This is a genomic window from Mycobacterium sp. IDUB_3 (assembly GCF_055419585.1).
In genome coordinates this window covers 2,551,875-2,568,865 of the sequence record NZ_JBVAXZ010000001.1, presented here as the reverse complement: position 1 = coordinate 2,568,865, position 16,991 = coordinate 2,551,875, and the positions used below count along the sequence as shown (strand labels likewise).

19 protein-coding genes and 1 tRNA gene are annotated in these 16,991 nt (G+C 68.2%); 12 read left to right on the top strand and 8 right to left on the bottom strand.

Annotation, left to right across the window (positions count from 1 at the left end; translation table 11 throughout):
* The first annotated feature begins 275 nt into the window (after positions 1-275).
* Positions 276-452 carry a hypothetical protein gene (locus ACZYVJ_RS11600; RefSeq protein WP_463831124.1) on the top strand — a complete coding sequence of 59 codons (177 nt, stop codon included), beginning with the start codon at positions 276-278 and terminating at the stop codon, positions 450-452.
* A 17-nt stretch (positions 453-469) separates the two neighbouring features.
* Here ACZYVJ_RS11600 and ACZYVJ_RS11595 read toward each other — a convergent pair whose 3' ends face one another.
* Positions 470-1,963 (bottom strand): amidase, encoded by a 1,494-nt coding sequence (locus tag ACZYVJ_RS11595; protein WP_463831123.1) that lies wholly within the window; start codon positions 1,961-1,963, stop codon positions 470-472.
* Between the two features lie 119 nt (positions 1,964-2,082).
* Between ACZYVJ_RS11595 and ACZYVJ_RS11590 the strand changes: the two genes are divergently transcribed.
* The 5 genes from ACZYVJ_RS11590 (at position 2,083) to ACZYVJ_RS11570 (ending at position 5,786) form a co-directional block, all read left to right on the top strand.
* Positions 2,083-2,958, top strand: a complete 876-nt coding sequence (locus ACZYVJ_RS11590) for an alpha/beta fold hydrolase (protein ID WP_463831122.1) — start codon at positions 2,083-2,085, stop codon at positions 2,956-2,958.
* Positions 2,959-3,046: 88 nt separating this feature from the next.
* Positions 3,047-3,715 (top strand): S1 family peptidase, encoded by a 669-nt coding sequence (locus tag ACZYVJ_RS11585; RefSeq protein ID WP_463831121.1) that lies wholly within the window; start codon positions 3,047-3,049, stop codon positions 3,713-3,715.
* A 183-nt stretch (positions 3,716-3,898) separates the two neighbouring features.
* Positions 3,899-4,372, top strand: coding sequence for a lipoprotein LpqH (locus ACZYVJ_RS11580; RefSeq protein ID WP_463831120.1), 474 nt, complete (start codon positions 3,899-3,901; stop codon positions 4,370-4,372).
* A gap of 40 nt (positions 4,373-4,412) precedes the next feature.
* Positions 4,413-5,435, top strand: coding sequence for an MAP_0585 family protein (locus tag ACZYVJ_RS11575; RefSeq protein WP_463832959.1), 1,023 nt, complete (start codon positions 4,413-4,415; stop codon positions 5,433-5,435).
* 111 nt (positions 5,436-5,546) lie between these two features.
* Positions 5,547-5,786: a hypothetical protein gene (locus ACZYVJ_RS11570; protein WP_463831119.1), complete on the top strand. Its 240-nt coding sequence runs from the start codon at positions 5,547-5,549 to the stop codon at positions 5,784-5,786.
* An 8-nt stretch (positions 5,787-5,794) separates the two neighbouring features.
* Here ACZYVJ_RS11570 and ACZYVJ_RS11565 read toward each other — a convergent pair whose 3' ends face one another.
* Complete coding sequence (locus ACZYVJ_RS11565; RefSeq protein ID WP_463831118.1) at positions 5,795-6,739, bottom strand: lytic transglycosylase domain-containing protein; 945 nt, start codon at positions 6,737-6,739, stop codon at positions 5,795-5,797.
* A gap of 155 nt (positions 6,740-6,894) precedes the next feature.
* Between ACZYVJ_RS11565 and ACZYVJ_RS11560 the strand changes: the two genes are divergently transcribed.
* The 3 genes from ACZYVJ_RS11560 to ACZYVJ_RS11550 all read left to right on the top strand — a co-directional run bounded on the left by ACZYVJ_RS11560 (position 6,895) and on the right by ACZYVJ_RS11550 (position 8,688).
* A complete protein-coding gene (locus ACZYVJ_RS11560) occupies positions 6,895-7,689 on the top strand; it encodes a DUF732 domain-containing protein (RefSeq protein ID WP_463831117.1) in 795 nt (264 codons plus the stop codon).
* Between the two features lie 164 nt (positions 7,690-7,853).
* Positions 7,854-8,117 (top strand): hypothetical protein, encoded by a 264-nt coding sequence (locus ACZYVJ_RS11555; protein ID WP_463831116.1) that lies wholly within the window; start codon positions 7,854-7,856, stop codon positions 8,115-8,117.
* Positions 8,118-8,187: 70 nt separating this feature from the next.
* Entirely contained in the window at positions 8,188-8,688 is a 501-nt protein-coding gene (locus ACZYVJ_RS11550) for a DUF309 domain-containing protein (protein WP_463831115.1), read from the top strand.
* 132 nt (positions 8,689-8,820) lie between these two features.
* Here ACZYVJ_RS11550 and ACZYVJ_RS11545 read toward each other — a convergent pair.
* Together ACZYVJ_RS11545 and ACZYVJ_RS11540 are read right to left on the bottom strand one after the other, a co-directional pair.
* Positions 8,821-8,892: transfer RNA gene (locus ACZYVJ_RS11545), tRNA-Thr, on the bottom strand.
* A 27-nt stretch (positions 8,893-8,919) separates the two neighbouring features.
* Positions 8,920-9,636: a hypothetical protein gene (locus tag ACZYVJ_RS11540; protein WP_463831114.1), complete on the bottom strand. Its 717-nt coding sequence runs from the start codon at positions 9,634-9,636 to the stop codon at positions 8,920-8,922.
* A 158-nt stretch (positions 9,637-9,794) separates the two neighbouring features.
* Between ACZYVJ_RS11540 and phoP the strand changes: the two genes are divergently transcribed.
* Together phoP and ACZYVJ_RS11530 are read left to right on the top strand one after the other, a co-directional pair.
* Positions 9,795-10,514, top strand: coding sequence for a two-component system response regulator PhoP (phoP, locus tag ACZYVJ_RS11535; protein ID WP_463831113.1), 720 nt, complete (start codon positions 9,795-9,797; stop codon positions 10,512-10,514).
* A gap of 26 nt (positions 10,515-10,540) precedes the next feature.
* Positions 10,541-11,983, top strand: coding sequence for a sensor histidine kinase (locus ACZYVJ_RS11530; protein ID WP_463831112.1), 1,443 nt, complete (start codon positions 10,541-10,543; stop codon positions 11,981-11,983).
* On the opposite strand, the gene ACZYVJ_RS11525 is transcribed toward ACZYVJ_RS11530, so the two are convergent.
* Entirely contained in the window at positions 11,971-12,375 is a 405-nt protein-coding gene (locus tag ACZYVJ_RS11525) for an HIT family protein (protein ID WP_459966699.1), read from the bottom strand. The genes ACZYVJ_RS11530 and ACZYVJ_RS11525 overlap by 13 nt on opposite strands.
* A 158-nt stretch (positions 12,376-12,533) precedes the next feature.
* On the opposite strand from ACZYVJ_RS11525, the gene ACZYVJ_RS11520 reads away from it, so the two are divergent.
* Positions 12,534-13,193, top strand: a complete 660-nt coding sequence (locus tag ACZYVJ_RS11520) for a dihydrofolate reductase family protein (protein ID WP_463831111.1) — start codon at positions 12,534-12,536, stop codon at positions 13,191-13,193.
* A gap of 27 nt (positions 13,194-13,220) precedes the next feature.
* On the opposite strand, the gene ACZYVJ_RS11515 is transcribed toward ACZYVJ_RS11520, so the two are convergent.
* From ACZYVJ_RS11515 to ACZYVJ_RS11505, 3 genes are read right to left on the bottom strand one after another with little or no spacing between them, the layout of a single operon-like run.
* Positions 13,221-13,640, bottom strand: coding sequence for a ketosteroid isomerase family protein (locus ACZYVJ_RS11515; RefSeq protein ID WP_463831110.1), 420 nt, complete (start codon positions 13,638-13,640; stop codon positions 13,221-13,223).
* A 19-nt stretch (positions 13,641-13,659) separates the two neighbouring features.
* Positions 13,660-15,714 carry an oxidoreductase gene (locus tag ACZYVJ_RS11510; RefSeq protein ID WP_463831109.1) on the bottom strand — a complete coding sequence of 685 codons (2,055 nt, stop codon included), beginning with the start codon at positions 15,712-15,714 and terminating at the stop codon, positions 13,660-13,662.
* Positions 15,715-15,738: 24 nt separating this feature from the next.
* Positions 15,739-16,866 carry an NDMA-dependent alcohol dehydrogenase gene (locus ACZYVJ_RS11505; RefSeq protein ID WP_463831108.1) on the bottom strand — a complete coding sequence of 376 codons (1,128 nt, stop codon included), beginning with the start codon at positions 16,864-16,866 and terminating at the stop codon, positions 15,739-15,741.
* Positions 16,867-16,991: the final 125 nt, after the last annotated feature.

Genomic DNA, 16,991 nt, shown 5'->3' with positions numbered 1-16,991 from the left:
GCGCGGGCGTTTGGCCGCCGGGGTGCGACGGGTACGCGGCCATGAGCCGAGCAAAGGACTGAGCATGATCGACACAAGCCTCAGGCCGTTTTCGGCGGAGCGGCCGAAGGATTCGGAGCCCCCGGAGCCGGGCACTCCCGGTGAGACGCCGGAGCGGCTCACGCCGACGGAAACGCCCGAACGGCTCACGCCGTCAGAACCACCCGAGCGGTTGACGCCCTCAGAACCACCTGAACGTCAGGCGCCGGAATAACGATCACGATTGGAGAGCAGACATGCGCGCCGAGGAAGGCGACGAAACCGTCAAGGATTACGCGAACGAGGGACGGGAAACTCTCGGCCGCATCAAGGCTTCGCAGCACGGGGGCGGTCGCCTCGGTGAGATCGCCCGGCGCTTCGCCAGCTTGTGGCGGGGCCAACGCGGGGGCGAAGACACCGGAACTACCACGTAAAACCGTTCAGCGACAACTTAATTCGGTGCCACGGGTGCCGGATGCCGGTGGGCCCACGGGCGCGCCTCTTCGAGCTGCGCCGCTAACTGCAGCAGATCGCCATCCGCGCCCAGCTTCCCGACGAATTGCACACCCAGCGGAAGCCCAGCGTCCGTCCAGTGCAGCGGCACACTGATCGCCGGACGGCCGGTGAGGTTGGCGAGCTGCGTGTAGGGCACCCAGCCCAAACTCTCCTGGATGAGGTCTTCGAGGATTCCGCTGAGCCCCATCAGTTTTCCGGCCCGCACCCGGCTGACCAGCCGGGCAACCCGTTGCAACACCGCCGACGTCGCCGTGGCTCCGACCGCGAGGGGCGGGGTGGCCAGCGTCGGCGTCAAGAAGAAGTCGTAGTTGTCGTGGAACGCCGCGAGGGACTGGATGTAGTCGTTCCGGTGTTCCAGCGCCGACATGACGGTGAGCACGCCGCCGGACCGGCCGAGTTCGGCGATCGCCAGGGTATCGGCCTCAAAGTCGTTGTCGCGCGCGCCGGTTCGCTGCTTGATGTCGGCGACTTGCTGGTGCAGCTGGGCGAACCAGATGGTCAAGAAGTCGCGCCCCAACGCGGCGTCGTCGTAGGGCGGTGCAACCTCATCGACCTGATGACCCAGCTCGCGAAGGAGCGCCGCGGCTTTTTCGACCGCGGCGACGGCCTCGCGGTCCGGCCGCGCGTTGATGGCCGAGCGTGCCGAGTAGCCGATTTTCAGGCTGCCCGGGCGGTGCTTGATCTGTTCAGCAAAGGGCTTGTCGGGCAGTGCAACCCGATAGGCCGCGCCCGGGTGGGGTCCGACGATCGCGTCGAGCAGCGCCGCACTGTCTCGCACGGTGCGCGACACCACGCCCTGGGTCGCCATGCCCAGCAGCAGTTCACCGGTCTGCGGGCCGTAGGGCGCCAGTCCCCGGCTGGGCTTGAGGCCGACCAGCCCATTGCAGGCGGCGGGGATGCGGATCGACCCGCCGCCGTCGTTGGCGCCGGCGGCGGGAACGATGCCCGCCGCCACGGCCGCCCCCGATCCGCCCGAGGAGCCGCCGGGCGTGTGCACGGTGTTCCACGGGTTGCGGGCCGGGCCCCAGTAGTCGGGTTCCGTCACACCCTTGGCCCCGAACTCCGGGGTGTTGGTCTTCCCGAAGATCACCAGCCCCGCGTCCAGGAACCGCTGGGTGACCAGCGCGTGCCGGTCGGCCACGTCGTGGGCCAGCGAGCGGGACCCGCACGACGTCGCGAAGCCGCGGTATTCCTGGCCGAGGTCTTTGAGCAGGAACGGCACCCCGGCGAACGGGCCGCTCACATTCGGGTCGGCGGCCTGGCGGTCGGCGACGTCGTCGAGGCGGCAGACGATGGCGTTCAGCCGCGGATTCACGGCGTCCGCTCGTTGTCGCGCCAGGGCGAGCAGCTCGGCCGGGGTGACCTGTTTGTGCTCGACCAGCTCGGCCAGGCCGGTCGCATCCAGCGACATGTACTCGTCGAGATGCATGCGTTCTCCTTGGCTCCGGTCCGGGTGCGCGTGCCCGGCGTCCTCTTAATTGACGCCGCGGCATGCCCTTGACGTTAAGCCAACGCGAGCATTTCGTGGGCGCGCCTTAGTATCACCTGGTGCCCACGGCAGCCGAACCGTTTACGATCCAGGGCCCCGGCGGGGTGCAGATCGTCGCTGACCGCCTCGGGGATCCGCAGGCGCGCGCCGTGGTGTTCCTGCACGGCGGCGGACAGACCCGCCGGTCGTGGGGAAAGGCGGCAGCCGCTGTCGCCGCGCGTGGGTGGCAGGCCGTCACCGTCGACCTGCGCGGGCATGGCGAATCGGACTGGTCGGGCGACGGCGATTACCGCGTCGTCAGTTTCGCCGCCGACGTCCAAGAAGTGCTGCGCACGCTGCCCCCGCAACCGGTGTTGGTCGGTGCCTCGCTGGGCGGATTCACGTCGATGCTGCTCGCCGGGGAGCTGTCCCCGGGCATCGCCAGTGCGGTTGTGTTGGTGGACATCGTGCCGAACATGAACCAGTCGGGCGCGAACCGAATCCATGCCTTCATGGCCGACCGGGTGGAGTCGGGTTTCGGCTCGCTCGACGAAGTCGCCGACGCGATCGCCGAATACAATCCGCATCGGCCGCGACCGACCGATCTGGAGGGCCTGACCACCAACCTGCGTCGCCGCGGCGACCGCTGGTACTGGCATTGGGATCCGCAATTCATCAGCGGCACTGCGGCTTTCCCGCCCTTTGAGGTCACAGACCCCGACCGGATGCACGCAGCCGTCGAGGCGATCCTGCGCGGCCGGGTGCCCATCCTGCTGGTCCGCGGCCAGATGAGCGACCTGGTCAGCCAGGACCGCGCCGACGAATTCCTCGCGCGTTTCCCGCAGGTCGAATTCACCGATGTCCGTGGCGCCGGGCACATGGTTGCCGGCGACCGCAACGACATCTTCGCCGGCGCTGTGCTGGACTTCCTTGCCCGGCACGTCGACGCCGGGTGAGCCACGTGCACGAAACGGACTGGTTGCCACCTCATTTCAGGTCGGCAGCGCTGCTAGTATCTGCCGGGCGCAAGCGGAGGGGGTCGGCGTGACCATACGGTGGTTGCGGTGGTTGGGGCTTGTAGGGGCTGTGATGGTGGCCGCCCCCGCGGTGGCGAAAACCGCTCTGGCAGCGCCACCCCCGGCCCTGCCGTCGCCCCCGCCCTCGCCGGGCATCGGCGTCGATCACGAATCCGGCAGGTGTACAGCCGGATTCGCGGCGCAGGGCTCCGACGGCAGTTACTACCTGATGACCAGCGGGCACTGCGACGCGCACGACGGCACCGAATGGACGTACGGCAACGACGCCCCGCTGGGCAGGATCTCGGCCAGCGAGCACGACGGCGATAAGCGAGACGCCGCGATCATCCGGCTGGAGCCCAGCGTCGGCATGCCGGTGGGTGACGTTGGCGGCAGGTATCAGGTTCGGGATGTGTTGAGCCGCCAGCAGGTTCAGGTCGGCATGCCGTTCTGCAAGATCGGCGCCGTCACCGGTGAGACGTGTGGCGCCATCAAAGGCATCAATGGTGACGTCGTCGAAGCCAGCGTGTTCAGCCTGGACGGTGACAGCGGCAGTCCCGGCTTCGTGATGAACCCGGACGGCACCGTCAGCGCGGTCGGCCTGTTGATGTCATCGCCCGACGGTGATGACTACACGACCTACTTCATGCTCATCAACCCGCTGCTGGGCAAGTGGGGTCTTCGTGTGCTTCCGTGAGAGGCGCCCGCGGGCTTGTGATCAGACCGACCGGGGCACGTAACGTAGCGTTTGCAATTCTCGGGTACCGGGTATCAGGTGGACCGGCCGTAGCGCGTCGGCCCGCAGGGTCAGGTAGTTCACCTGTGTTGACGCGGCCAACGTGAAGAGGCGGCGGAACCAGCGACACGAAGGGAAGCAGTAGTGAAGCGTGGGATCGTGGTCGGCGTAGCCGGCGTGGCCCTGCTGGTAGGGGCCAGCGCCGGATGTTCGAGCAACAAGTCCAGTACCGGGTCGTCGGGTTCGTCCTCAGCCGCGGCGGCCGCCGCGGGTCCGGTGCTCACCGTCGACGGGCAGAACCAGAACATCAGCGGGCAGGTCACCTGCACAGCCGCGGGCAACAACATCAACATCGGCATCGGTGACCCGACGGCCGGGCTCGGTGCCGTGGTCAGCAACGGCAACCCGCCTCTGGTGCACTCCGTCGGGCTGGGCGCCGTCAACGGCGTCGCGCTCGGCTTCTCCGACGCCGCGCCCAACCAAAGCGGCAGCGCCGGAGCTGCGGTCAACGGCAAGGACTGGGCGATCAAGGGCACCGCTACCGGTACCGACATGAGCAACCCGCAGCAACCGCAGCAGGTAACCAAGCCATTCGAGTTGGATCTCACCTGCCCGTAGTGCAGGCCAATAACTCCCAAGAGGGGACGCAGCTATGTCTATGAAACGTGTCGTCAGCGCCGCCGCGTTGGCCGCCGGCCTGAGCATCTCCGCGGCGACGCTGAGCGCGGGTTCGGCCTACGCCGCCCCGCTCGACCCGCCGCCCCCGTGCCCGAACTGCCACGGCGGTGGCGGCGGGGGCAACCCGGGCGGACCGGGCGGCCACCCAGGTGGGCAGCCGGGCGGCGGTAACACGCCGCCGGCGCAGGGCGGTCAGAACAACCCTCCGCAAGGCGGTCACAACAGTCCGCCGGCGCAGGGCGGTCAGAACAACCCTCCGCAAGGCGGTCACAACAGTCCGCCGGCGCAGGGTGGTCAGGACAACCCGCCGCAAGGCGGTCACAACAGTCCGCCGGCGCAGGGTGGTCAGGACAACCCGCCGCAGGGTGGTCAGAACAACCCGCCGCAGGGCGGCGAGAACGCCCCGCAGCCCAACCAGCACGGGCAGTACCCGGCCCAGACGGGGCAGAACAACCCGCCGAATGAGCACGGGCAGTACCCGCAGAACAACCCGCCCAACGAGCATGGCCAAAATCCGCCGACCCAGGGCGGACAGACCAATGCGCCGGCGAACCAGAACCCGCCGCCGAACAACAGGCAGCGGTACGAGGCGCTGAATCCGCCGGCCACGCAGCCGCCGCACCCGCCGTACATCCCGCGCCACGATGTGATCACCGCCAATGCGCAGATCGGTGGTCCCGCGGGTCCGGACGTCCAGTTCAGCATCCCTGGCCGCGGGGCGCCCCCGCCACCGCGCGAGCACGGTTACGGCTGGAACGACGGCCCGGCTCCGGGCCACCCGCCGCCACACTGGGAGGGCCCGCCGCCTCGCGGTGGCTGGGACGGTCCGCCGCCTCCGGGAGGCTGGAACCGGCCGTGGGATGGACCGCCGCGTGATTGGGATGCGGGACGGCGCGACTTCGGACCCTTCAACTACAACACCTTTACCGTCGTCCCGGTCTTCAACTGGCAGTACGGGGGTTGGGGTTACTGGTTCTTCGGTGTGTGGGTGCCGCTGTACTGATCGTTGATCGAGTGTCAGCGGGCGCAGCCGTTATTCGGCGCGCCCGCTGACGCGTCTCCGCGCACTGTTCCGAACCCTGCGGCAGGCTCGCGCACATGGCAGGCTCCGGGCATGGACGTGAGAGAGAACGTTCGCCGGGCCATCGACGTCATGACGGCTTGGTCGTCCGAGGGCGGCCCCGACTTCACCTGGAGCCGGCTGGTGGACAACGTGCTCGACGAGCCCGACGGCGACCTGATGCTGCTGATGGGCTTCGTCAATCTCGCGGGAGAGCTCGGGATCAGGCTCGAGAAGGCCACCGGTCAAGACGTGCGATCGCACCTGCAGGACATCGCCCGCAAGTACCTCTGAGCGCCGTTTCACTGGGGATGGGCCGCCACGTACGCCGCGGCTGGGATCGGTGAGGCCTCGTCGTAGCCGATGGGCAGCAGCACGTCGCCGGCCGTCGTCAGGCAGTAGACGTCCCACCGGTAGTAGGCGGCGAACGTCGCGGGATCGGCGGCGATCAGCGCCGCGTACTGGTCGACGGCGCGCACGTATTCGCCGGCATGGTTGTAGCCGTAGATGGCGTGATCACGATCGGTGGCGAAGCCGTTGGCGGCCAGGAAGCGGCCCGCCGCCAGGATGCTGTCGTGGGGTGAGTGGATGTCGCCGCCCTGGCCGTAGCCGGCGAACGTCGAGGGCAGGAACTGCATCGGGCCCTGGGCGCCGGCGGTGCTCGCCCCGACGATGCTGCCGAAGCGGCTCTCGACGAAGTTGATCGCGGCCAGGTAGTTCCAGCTGACGCCGGATTCCGCTTCCGCCTGGTGGTAGTAGTTCAGCAACTCGCCGGCCGGCGCAGGCGGCTCGATCCGCCATGCCGGCAACGTTTCTCGCGTCGGGGTCAGCGCGATGAGTTGGCGACGGGCGTCGACGTTGCGGTCGTAGACATCGACGAGTTCCGGCGGGATGCGCGGGCGGGTGGTGGCGTCCCATTCGGGGTGGCGTCCGATGGCTCGGTAGGCGGCCTGCTCGCGATGCGCCGCCGCCGTCAGCGCAGGCTCGGCTGTTCCCGGATCGCGCAGCGCTCGCTCGTCGGCGACGAGGTCGTCGGCCAGCTGCGCGGGATCCGATGCCAGTCGCGGCTGCGCGCCGCCGGGCGTTCCCGCGTCGGCGGGCACCATGCGTGTCGGCGGTGGCGGCGCCGGGATGCGTGCGGATGTGGTCGGGCCGGTCGCGGCGGTCGGGTGCGGCGCCGAGCACCCGACGAGCGCGAATGCGATCGCGACGACGACGAGGAGCGCGGCGCGCCGGTCACGGCTCATGGTGATCACATCCGTCCATTGCCTCGAATCCCCACGGCTGCCGTTGGTTGGCTCATCGCGAGTCTGTCGCATCGGACCGCGTGACTTCAATGCGGTGACGGTCTTTTGTTCACCGGGAGTTGTGACAATCGCGCGACGCTCTCAGACTGATTGATATGCGCGACCGCGAGAAGATCGACTCGGAATTGCGGCTCATCGCGCTGCGGCGCCAAGCGATCCGTGAGCAGGGCGGTCGGCCGTCGTCCCTGGAGGCCGACGCGCTGCTCGACGAGATCTTGGCCCACGGTGTGGGGACGTCCGCGCCGCGCGCGTTCGATTCCTGGGAGACCGAGGTTCTGGGCGCCACCCCGTCGCGCGGCGGGAAAACCCGCGCGCTGGCGTCTCGGCGGCGGAAGGTAGCCGCGCTGCGCCGGGTGGGTTTGTTCGCGGCGTTACCGCTGTCTCTGGTGGCCGGGGTCTGCACGGTGGTGGTGATGGTCGCGCTGCACCGCCAGGATTTGTCGGCGCAGCCGCAGGACTCCCCACCGTCGGCCGCGCCGTCCGCACCGTTCGCGCCGAAGGCGTCGGCTCCGGCTCCGGCAGTCAACGTCGCCGACTCGGCGTTCGTCGGCGCGTTGAAGCAGGAGGGCGTGCCGGTTCCCAGTCAGGAATACGTGACGAACCAGGGACACGCGGTCTGCGATTTCCTGGCCCACCAGCCGAATTTCGCCGATGCGGTCGGGTTCGTGCAGCGGAACTCGATCTGGGACGCCAATCAAAGCACCGCCGTCACCGCGGGCGCCATCGTCGCGTACTGCCCTCAGTCTCGCCCTGCGGCCTCGAACCAGATCTCACAGGCCGATCAGAACGCGCTCTCCGATCTGCAGGCCATCGAGCGAAAGCTGCAAGGCATTCAGGGGAATCTGCAAGACATTCAGGGTGGCCTGGACTCCCTCCCGGGCCACCCCTAATCCGGGTTATCGCGACCCAACGGGCCAGCAGGTCAGCGGACAGCCCGCCCCGCAGCGCGGTGCCCTGTTCGCCGACCCGGGAACCCCGAATGCTGTACTGCGGCTCGGGTTCTGCGACTCTGGGCCTACACGACTCTGCCACTCCGGGCCTACACTTTTTCGCCATGGCACCCGAACCAGAGGCACTCCCCGACTTCTCGCCGTTTCACAAGATGAGAGAGATCGAGCTCGACCCCGAATCGGTCGTGGGCAAGGAGCTCCGCGACCGGTTCGCTCACCTCGATCAGTCCTTTACCGGAAAGAACCCGCTCTGGGCCGCCGTTGTGAAACTCATCGGCCTCACTGCCATGTGTGCAAAGGGTGTCATCGACCTCGAAAAAGAGGTGATCGAGCTGCGGCGCGAAGTGAGGTCCCCGCGCGCGACATGATCGTCGGCCGCCGCCCTGGCCGAGCTGGAAGATCGCGTAGTGGCTGGGCTTCGCCTGCGATGATGGACGGATGGCCGACCGTGATCGCGACGAGTCCGGCAGACCTCGAAGCAGGCGCCCGCGCGACTCTCTCGGCCGCCCGCTTCCGACAGGCAGTGATGGCATCGCACGTATCCCGGACGACCTGGAGCTGCCGCCGGTCGAAACCCTCGCCTACGCCCAGGATCTGCTAGATCGCGGACTGGCGTTTAACGCCCACGAAGTGCTTGAGGCCGCATGGAAGAACGGGCCGGACGAAGAGCGCACCCTCTGGCAAGGGCTGGCTCAGCTCGCGGTCGGCATCACCCACGTCCAACGTGGCAACCCCAAAGGCGCACTTGCGCTGCTTCGTCGTGCGTCGGGCCGCCTGTCGCGCTGTGACGTGCCGGCGCCGTACGCTATCGACGCCGAGGGTTTGGCCGAATTCGCGGATGTACTGATCAATTACCTTGCTGATGGCGCTGAGATCACAGCGGACTGCCTGCGACCTCGTCTGCTTGTGTCGTCCGGCCCGACCAGCCAGCATCGCTAGTCTGCCCAGTCGACACCTCCTCGGGGGGCACCATGCGGACCCACGTCCACGCAGGGGTTGGCACACTGTCGACCACTGACTTACTCAGTCGATGCGCGGTTGGCGCCACGTCGGCGCAGCTACCGCAGGGTGAGCCCCCTGTCAGGATTGAACTGACGACCGCTCGCTTACAAGGCGAGTGCTCTACCACTGAGCTAAGGAGGCGGGTCAAACCGGACCCAGCCTAATCGGTCACTGGTCGCTGTCGATCACGCGTGCGGAGCGCACCGCCCGCGACGACGGACGCCGGCGTCCCGGTATGGGGATCCGGTCCGCGATGTTGCTCAGCGGGTTTACCGCCATGGTGAGCGCGATGACGGCGTCCTGCAGGGTGGCGATGGCGGGCTCGAGCGCCTCCATCCCGGGCGTGAGCCGGGCCAGGGTGTCGGCGACGTCGGCGAGCTGATCCAGCGGTCCGTTCTTCGCGGTCAGCTTGTCGACCAGGCCGCCCTCGGCGAGCAGCCGGTCCGCGAGCCCGTCCTCGGCCAGCAGCCGCTCGATCAGCCCCTCCTCGGCGACCAGCTGATCGGCCAGCCCGCCGGGCTGCAGCGTGCGGTGCAGGGCGCCGCCCTCGGCGGTCAGCCGGTCCAGCAGGCCGCCCTCCGCCGTCAGCATGTCCACCACACCGCCGGGGCGCAGTAAGCGGTCGATCGGGCCGTCCGCCGCTATGGCCCGGCCCAGTGGGGCGTCGTCGTCGAGCAGCCTGGCCAGTCGGTTGGCCCGGACGATCGCGTCGTCGATCCCCAGCATGGACGTCATGGCGTTGGTGCCGGCGGCACCGCCCTCGCCCAGCGCCCGCTTCGCGACACCGACGGCCGCGCTCGCGACGCCCAGACCCGCATCCGCGGCGGCAAGACCCACCCGGGCGGGCGCGGTCGCAGCCGACACGATGTTTCTGGCGAGGTTCATCCCACGAGTCTATTCGCGCCGCAGGCCGGGATAGGCCTTTACGTCCCAAGGCAATGCGATGATTCCTGGCAGACTACTATCAGTCTGTTGGCACTGAGCTTTCAGGAATTGCACAACCTTCACATAGCAAACGTTCAAGCAAGGGACATGAGCATCTGATGACATCGACAACCCCCAATGACACGAAACCGGAGGCCCGCGTCCTCGTGGTCGATGACGAGGCCAACATCGTCGAGCTGCTCTCGGTGAGTCTGAAGTTTCAGGGGTTCGAGGTCTATACGGCGACCAACGGCGCCCAGGCCCTGGATCGGGCGCGCGAGGCCCGGCCGGACGCGGTGATCCTCGACGTGATGATGCCGGGCATGGACGGGTTCGGGGTGCTGCGTCGGCTGCGCGCCGACGGCATCGATGCCCCCGCACTGTTCTTGACCGCGCGGGATTCCTTGCAGGACAAGATCGCCGGCCTGACGCTGGGCGGCGACGACTACGTGACCAAGCCGTTCAGCCTCGAAGAGGTCGTCGCCCGGTTGCGGGTCATCCTGCGCCGCGCCGGCAAAGGCGGCGCCGAACAGCGCAGCGCGCGCCTCACTTTCGCCGACATCGAGCTCGACGAGGAAACCCACGAAGTGTGGAAGGCGGGTCAGTCGGTATCGCTGTCGCCGACCGAATTCACGTTGCTGCGTTACTTTGTGATCAATGCCGGCACGGTGTTGAGCAAGCCGAAGATCCTCGACCACGTGTGGCGCTACGACTTCGGAGGTGACGTCAATGTCGTCGAGTCCTACGTGTCGTACCTGCGCCGCAAGATCGACACCGGGGAAAAGCGGCTGTTGCACACCTTGCGCGGAGTGGGTTATGTACTGCGGGAACCGCGCTGAGCCGGGCGGCAGCGAGAAGTAGATAAATGGACACCAAGCCTCGACGTGGATTGCCCCTTCGGATAGGGCTCGTCGCCGCAACCCTGGTCCTGGTCGCCTGCGGGCTCGCCGTGTCCGGCATCGCGGTCACGTCGATCCTGCGGCACAGCCTGGTCGGCCGCATCGACTCCACGCTGCTCGACGCGTCCCGGGGCTGGGCCCAGAACCCGCGGCGGCAGTCGCCGCCGCCCTACGAAGGTCCCGACCCGGGCCGGCCACCGTCGAAGTTCTATGTGCGCGGCGTCAGCACCGACGGGACCCCGTTCACCGCCATCAACGACCGCAACGCCGAACCGGCATTGCCGGCCAACAACGACGTGGGCCCCAACCCGACGACGCTGCCCTCGGTGAACGGCTCCGACATTCAATGGCGCGCTGTCTCGGTGCACGGCCCGCATGGGATGACGACGGTCGCGATCGACCTGTCCGACGTCCAGCACACGCTGACCTCGCTGGTCTGGTTACAGATGGGCATCGGGGTGGCGGTGCTGGCCGTGGTCGGGATCGCCAGCTTCGCGGTGGTGCAGCGCAGCCTGCGGCCACTGGTCGAGGTCGAGCGGACGGCCGCGGCGATCGCCTCCGGGCAGCTGGATCGCCGTGTGCCGGAACGAGATCCGCGGACCGAGGTGGGCCGGCTGTCCCAGGCGCTAAACGGGATGCTCGCGCAGATTCAGCAGGCGCTGGCGTCCTCGGAGTCCTCCGCGGAGACGGCCCGCGGCTCCGAGGACCGGATGCGCCGGTTCATCACCGACGCCAGCCACGAACTGCGCACCCCGCTTACCACGATCCGCGGCTTCGCTGAGCTGTACCGGCAGGGCGCCGCCCGCGACGTCGCGATGCTGTTGTCGCGGATCGAGAACGAGGCGTCCCGGATGGGCCTGCTGGTCGACGACTTGCTGCTGCTGGCCCGCCTCGACGTACAAAGACCGCTCGAACACCATCGGGTGGACCTGCTGGCGCTGGCCAGCGATGCCGTGCACGACGGGCAGGCGATAGACCCCGGGCGCACCATCACCATGGAGGTCCTCGACGGCCCCGGCACACCGGAGGTGCTCGGGGATGAGGCGCGGATCCGCCAGGTGCTGAGCAACCTGGTCGCCAACGCCCTGCAGCACACCCCGGAAAGCGCCGATGTGACCGTGCGGGTCGGCACGGACGGCGACGACGCGGTGCTCGAAGTGGCGGACCGGGGGCCCGGCATGAACCAGGAGGATGCGTCGCGCGTCTTCGAGCGGTTCTATCGCACCGACTCGTCGCGGGCACGGGCCAGCGGCGGTACCGGACTGGGGCTATCCATCGTCGAGTCGTTGGTGCGCGCGCACGGCGGTGCCGTCAGCGTGACCACCGCGCCCGGCGAGGGCTGCCGCTTCCGGGTGACGCTGCCGCGCATCAGTGACGTGTCGGCGCACGAGCCGGTTCACGCCAACTGAGCCAGCGCCGCCTTGATCTTGGCCTGCGCCTCGTCCAGCGATTCCGCCGACGGGTTGCGGTCGACGTTGGCGAAGCCGAAGTCGCTGAGGCTGCGGGTGGGGAAGACGTGCACGTGCAGGTGCGGCACCTCCAGCCCGGCGATGATCAGGCCGGACCGCTCGGTTCTGAAGGCCTTGCTCACCGCCTTGCCGATCAACTGGCTCACTTCCATGACCCGGGCGAATGCCGGGCCGTCGACGTCCTGCCAGTTGTCGATTTCGGCGCGCGGCACGACGAGTGTGTGCCCCTGCGTCATCGGCTCGATCGTCAGGAACGCGACGACGTCGTCGTCCTCGTAGACGAAGCGGCCGGGTAGTTCACGGTTGATGATCTTGGTGAAGATCGACGCCATGGGCCCCAGCATAGGTGCGCCGAAATTGCGCCAGGGGCTGTGGTCGCCCTCGGACCACGACCCGCAAGGCAATCTCGGCGACGTACCGATGAGTTTGGCCGGTGTCGCGGGTCAATCCTGCGACGACCCATCAGGCGGACGGATTCAGGAGATTTCACATGTCACGAGTGCGCGTGCACAACTTTTCGGTGTCCCTCGACGGCTTCGGTACGGGCATCGGCCAAGCCATGGATGCGCCGTTCGGGCACGCCGGCGGACGGCTGCACGAGTGGTTTTTAGGGACGCGGACCTTCCGCGCAATGCACGGCGAGTCGGGCGGGACCACCGGCATCGACGACGCCTTCGCCAGCCAATGGGCGCCGGGCATCGGCGCAGAAATCATGGGACGCAACAAGTTCGGGCCGCAGCGCGGACCATGGAGCGGCGACGCGAGCGGTGCGGAATGGAAAGGCTGGTGGGGCGAGGAGCCGCCATTTCACACCCCGGTCTTCGTACTCACCCACCACCCTCGCCCCTCGATCGAGATGGAAGGTGGCACCACTTTCTACTTCATCGACGCCAGCCCCGTCGAATCTCTGCGGATTGCAGGAAAAGCCGCGGGCGACAGCGATATTCGCCTCGGTGGGGGACCGTCGAGTGTCCGCCAATTCCTTGCCGCGGACCTTGTCGACCATTTGCACATCGCGGTGGTGCCGATCATCTTGGGGCGCGGGGAGTCTGTGTGGGAGGGGCTGGAGGACCTCGAACAGCGATTCGACGCGGTGGAGTCGGTGAGCAGCCCCAGCGGCGTCACGCATCTGATCTTCACGCGCCACTAGGGACATCGCTGTTGGTCGCGGGTCGACTCAGTCCTCCTTGCCGAACTCCATCACGTCGAGGTTCCAGTACCCGCGCATGTTGGTGATCAGCCCGACTTCGTTGACCTTGTACGTGAACACACCGCGCACCTTGCTGGTGACTCCGCCTTCAAACGTGCTCTGCAGCACCAGAATATGAGCGATCTCGTCGGGCGAACTCGACGGAAAGGTCTCCTCGCACGTGATGGTCAGCTGGTTCTGCGCGATGTTGTTGTCGAAGAATTCGCCGACGGCCGCCTTGCCGCGCACCCCGGTGCCGTCGGGGTTGGTGACTGACTTGCCGATCGGGTCCTCGATGACCACGTCGTCGGTCATCAGCGCGAGCCAGCCCTCGCGGTCCTTGGCCTGCGCGCAACGCCAGGACGATTGCGACGCCGTCAGGGCGGGGGATTGGGCGGTTTGGGTCATCGTTGTTTCTCCTGTCTTCTCATATGGCACACGCGGCGCGCGCGCCTTCCTCGGTGGCTTTGCGGATCAGGCCGAGTCCCGTGCAGTCGCCGGCGGCGTGCACCTCGGCGCCCGGCAAAGCGTCGACGATCGCATTGAACAGGGCGGTGTCCGCCTCGACCGTGCCGGCCAGCACGACGCTGTCGGCGGCCAGCCGCCGGGTGGTTCCGCCCGCGGGGGTGAATTCCACCGCATCGGCGGTGATGCGTTCGGTGGCCGCGCGGACGTGCACGGTGACGCCCAGCCGGTCGAGACGGTCCATGTGTTCGGTCTTGCGCTTGTTGCCCACTTCGGGAGCGATGTCCTTGCCGGCTTCGAGTATGGCCACCAACCGGCCCCGGCCGGCAAGGAATTCGGCCAATTCGAGGGCGACCAGGTCGCCGCCGACGATGACGACGCGGCGTCCTATCGGCATCCAGGCCCGGCTGGCCAGCCGGATCGCGGCTGGCCGCAACAGCCGCTGCGGCCAGCCGGACAACGCCGAGGCGCCGATGCGTTGCCAGGCCGGGGCGCTGGATTGTGCACGGCCACTGAGTAATTCGCGTAGTCCGGGCCCGGTGTGCACGTGTGCGCGGTCGGCCCCGGGAATCGGGGGCACGACGACGCGGCCGCCGGTGGCCACCACCACCGCGTCCGGGGCGGCCGTGACGACGTCGTGCACCGACGCCGGGTGGCCCAGCCGCACCTCGGTGGTGCCCGCCCTGAGCTCGTCGCACAGATAGCGCAGAAACGGCTGGTTCTCCGGGTGCAGTACCGACGCCCAGCGCAACGCCCCGCCCAGCTGCACGCCGCGCTCGAACAGCGTGACGTGGTGGCCACGTTCGGCGGCGACGCGCGCCGCCTCCAGTCCCGCCGGCCCGCCGCCGACCACCACCACCCGTTTCGCGCGGTCGGCGCGGGCCGCGGACAGCTGACGTTCCTTGCCGGTGCGCGGGTTGACCGCGCAGTCGACGGCGAAGCGCTGTTCCATTGCGTCGATGCAGTTTTCGCACGAGATGCACTTACGGACCCGGTGCGCCTCGCCGGATGCAATCTTGCGTGGCAGGTCGGGGTCGGCCAGCAGCGGACGGCCCATGGCGATGAAGTCGGCCCGGCCGTCGGCCAGGATCTGTTCGGCCCGGGCGGGGTCGTGGATGCGGCCGACGGCGATCACCGGCACATCGACCACCTGCTTGACCGCGGCCGCGGCGCCGACGTTGAGCTCGTCGCCGTCGTCGGCGCCGTTGACCATGCCGGTGACCAGCCGGTCGATCACCCCGCCGCTGACGTGGAAGGCGTCGACGCCGGCGGCGACGAGTTCGGGTGCCAGCCATGCGGTTTCGTAGCTGGCTCGGCCGCCGGCGACGCGTTCGTACCCGGAGATGCGCAGTGTGATCGGCATGGCATCACCGATCTCGGAGCGAATCGCGGCCAGCGCCTCGAGCACCGCCCGCACCCGGCCGCGCGCCGAGTCACCGCGATAGTCGTCGGTGCGCCGATTGCGTTGCGGAGCAAGGAAGGAACCCAGCAGCATGTAGCCGTGCGCGGCGTGCAGCTCGATGCCGTCGTAGCCGGCCTCGACGGCACGCCTGGCCGCGGCCTTGAACAGATCGAACACCTCGGTCAGCTGCTGTGTGCTGATCTCGGTCGACGGGCGCCCGGTGAGGTAGGAGGGAATCACCGAGGGCCCCAACGATTCGACGCCGAAGATCTCCGGCCCCAGGCCGTCGGGCCCCGCATGCACGATCTGGGGCTGGATCTTGGCACCGTGCTCGTGCACCACCTCCACCAGCGCCCGATGCGCGCTCACGGCGTCGTCGGTACCCAGGTGCAGCCCGCCGGGAGTCTCGGGGTGATGGTGGTCAACCCCGGTGGCGCCCAACGTGATCAGCCCGACCCCGCCGCGGGCGCGTGCCGCGAAGTAGTCGCGGGTGCGCTCCGACGGCAGCCCGTCGGGAGTGCCGTACATCGTCTCCATCGGAGACATGACCAGGCGGTTGCGCACGCTCATGGCGCCGATGCGTCCCGGCGCCATGAGGTGGCCGAAGCCGGTCACTGAGCGGACGCGGCTGATAGGTGGTTACCGGTCGGCGTCGGTGAACCGGATGACGCCGCGAATGTTCTTGCCGTCCAGCATGTCCTGGTAGCCGTCGTTGATCTGCTCCAGCTTGTACTGGCGGGTGATCATGTCGTCCAGGTTCAGCTTGCCGGCCTTGTACATCGACAGCAGCTGCGGGATGTCGTACTGCGGGTTGCCGCCGCCGAAGATGGTGCCCTGCAGGTTTTTCTGCATCAGGGTCAGCATCGCCAGGTTCAGGTTGACGTTGGTGTCCAGCAGGCTACCGATGGCGGTCAGCACGCAGGTGCCGCCCTTTTGGGTGATGTTCAGGTAGTTGTCGACGTCGGCGCCATGCAGCTCGCCCACGGTGACCACGACCTTGTGGGCCATCAGGCCGTAGGTGACCTCGGCCATGCCCGCCATCGCGGCGAAGATGTCGGGGTAGACGTGGGTGGCGCCGAACTTGAGCGCCTGGTCGCGCTTCCACTCAACCGGGTCGATCGCGAAGATGTAGCGGGCGCCGGCGTTGACGGCTCCCTGGAGCGCTGCCATGCCGACCCCGCCGACGCCGACGATGGCGACGTCCTGGCCCGGCCGGATGTCCGCGGTGCGGACCGACGAACCGTAGCCGGTGGTGACGCCGCAGCCGACCAGCGCGGCGACCTCGAACGGGACGGACGGGTCGATCTTCACCACCGAGCTGCGGTGCACGACCATGTACGGGGAGAACGTGCCCAGCAGTGTCATGGGGTAGACGTTCTGGCCCTTGGCCTGGATGCGGAAGGTGCCGTCGGATACCGCGGCGCCGCCGAGCAGGCCGGCGCCCAGGTCGCACAAGTTGCGCATGCCCGCCTGACAGGTCGGACACTGCCCACACGACGGGATGAACGACAGCACGACGTGGTCACCCGGGGCGATGTCTTCCACGCCCGGACCGACCTCGGTGACGATGCCCGCGCCCTCGTGGCCGCCCAGCACCGGGAATCCGGCCATCGGAATGCCCCCGGTGACCAGGTGATGGTCGGAGTGGCACATGCCCGCCGCTTCCATCTGGATCTTGACCTCATGCGCTTGCGGGTCGCCGATCTCGATTTCCTCGATGGACCAGGGCTGGTTGAACTCCCAGATCAGTGCGCCTTTTGTCTTCACGATGGTCCTGACCCCATTTCGCCTTTGAATTGATCAGCGCTGACCGGCCCCTTCATGCCGGCCAGCTAGGTGACGGGTGCCACAGGCACCCTTGTCGCGTCAGCATAGCGCGTGCAACAAATCAA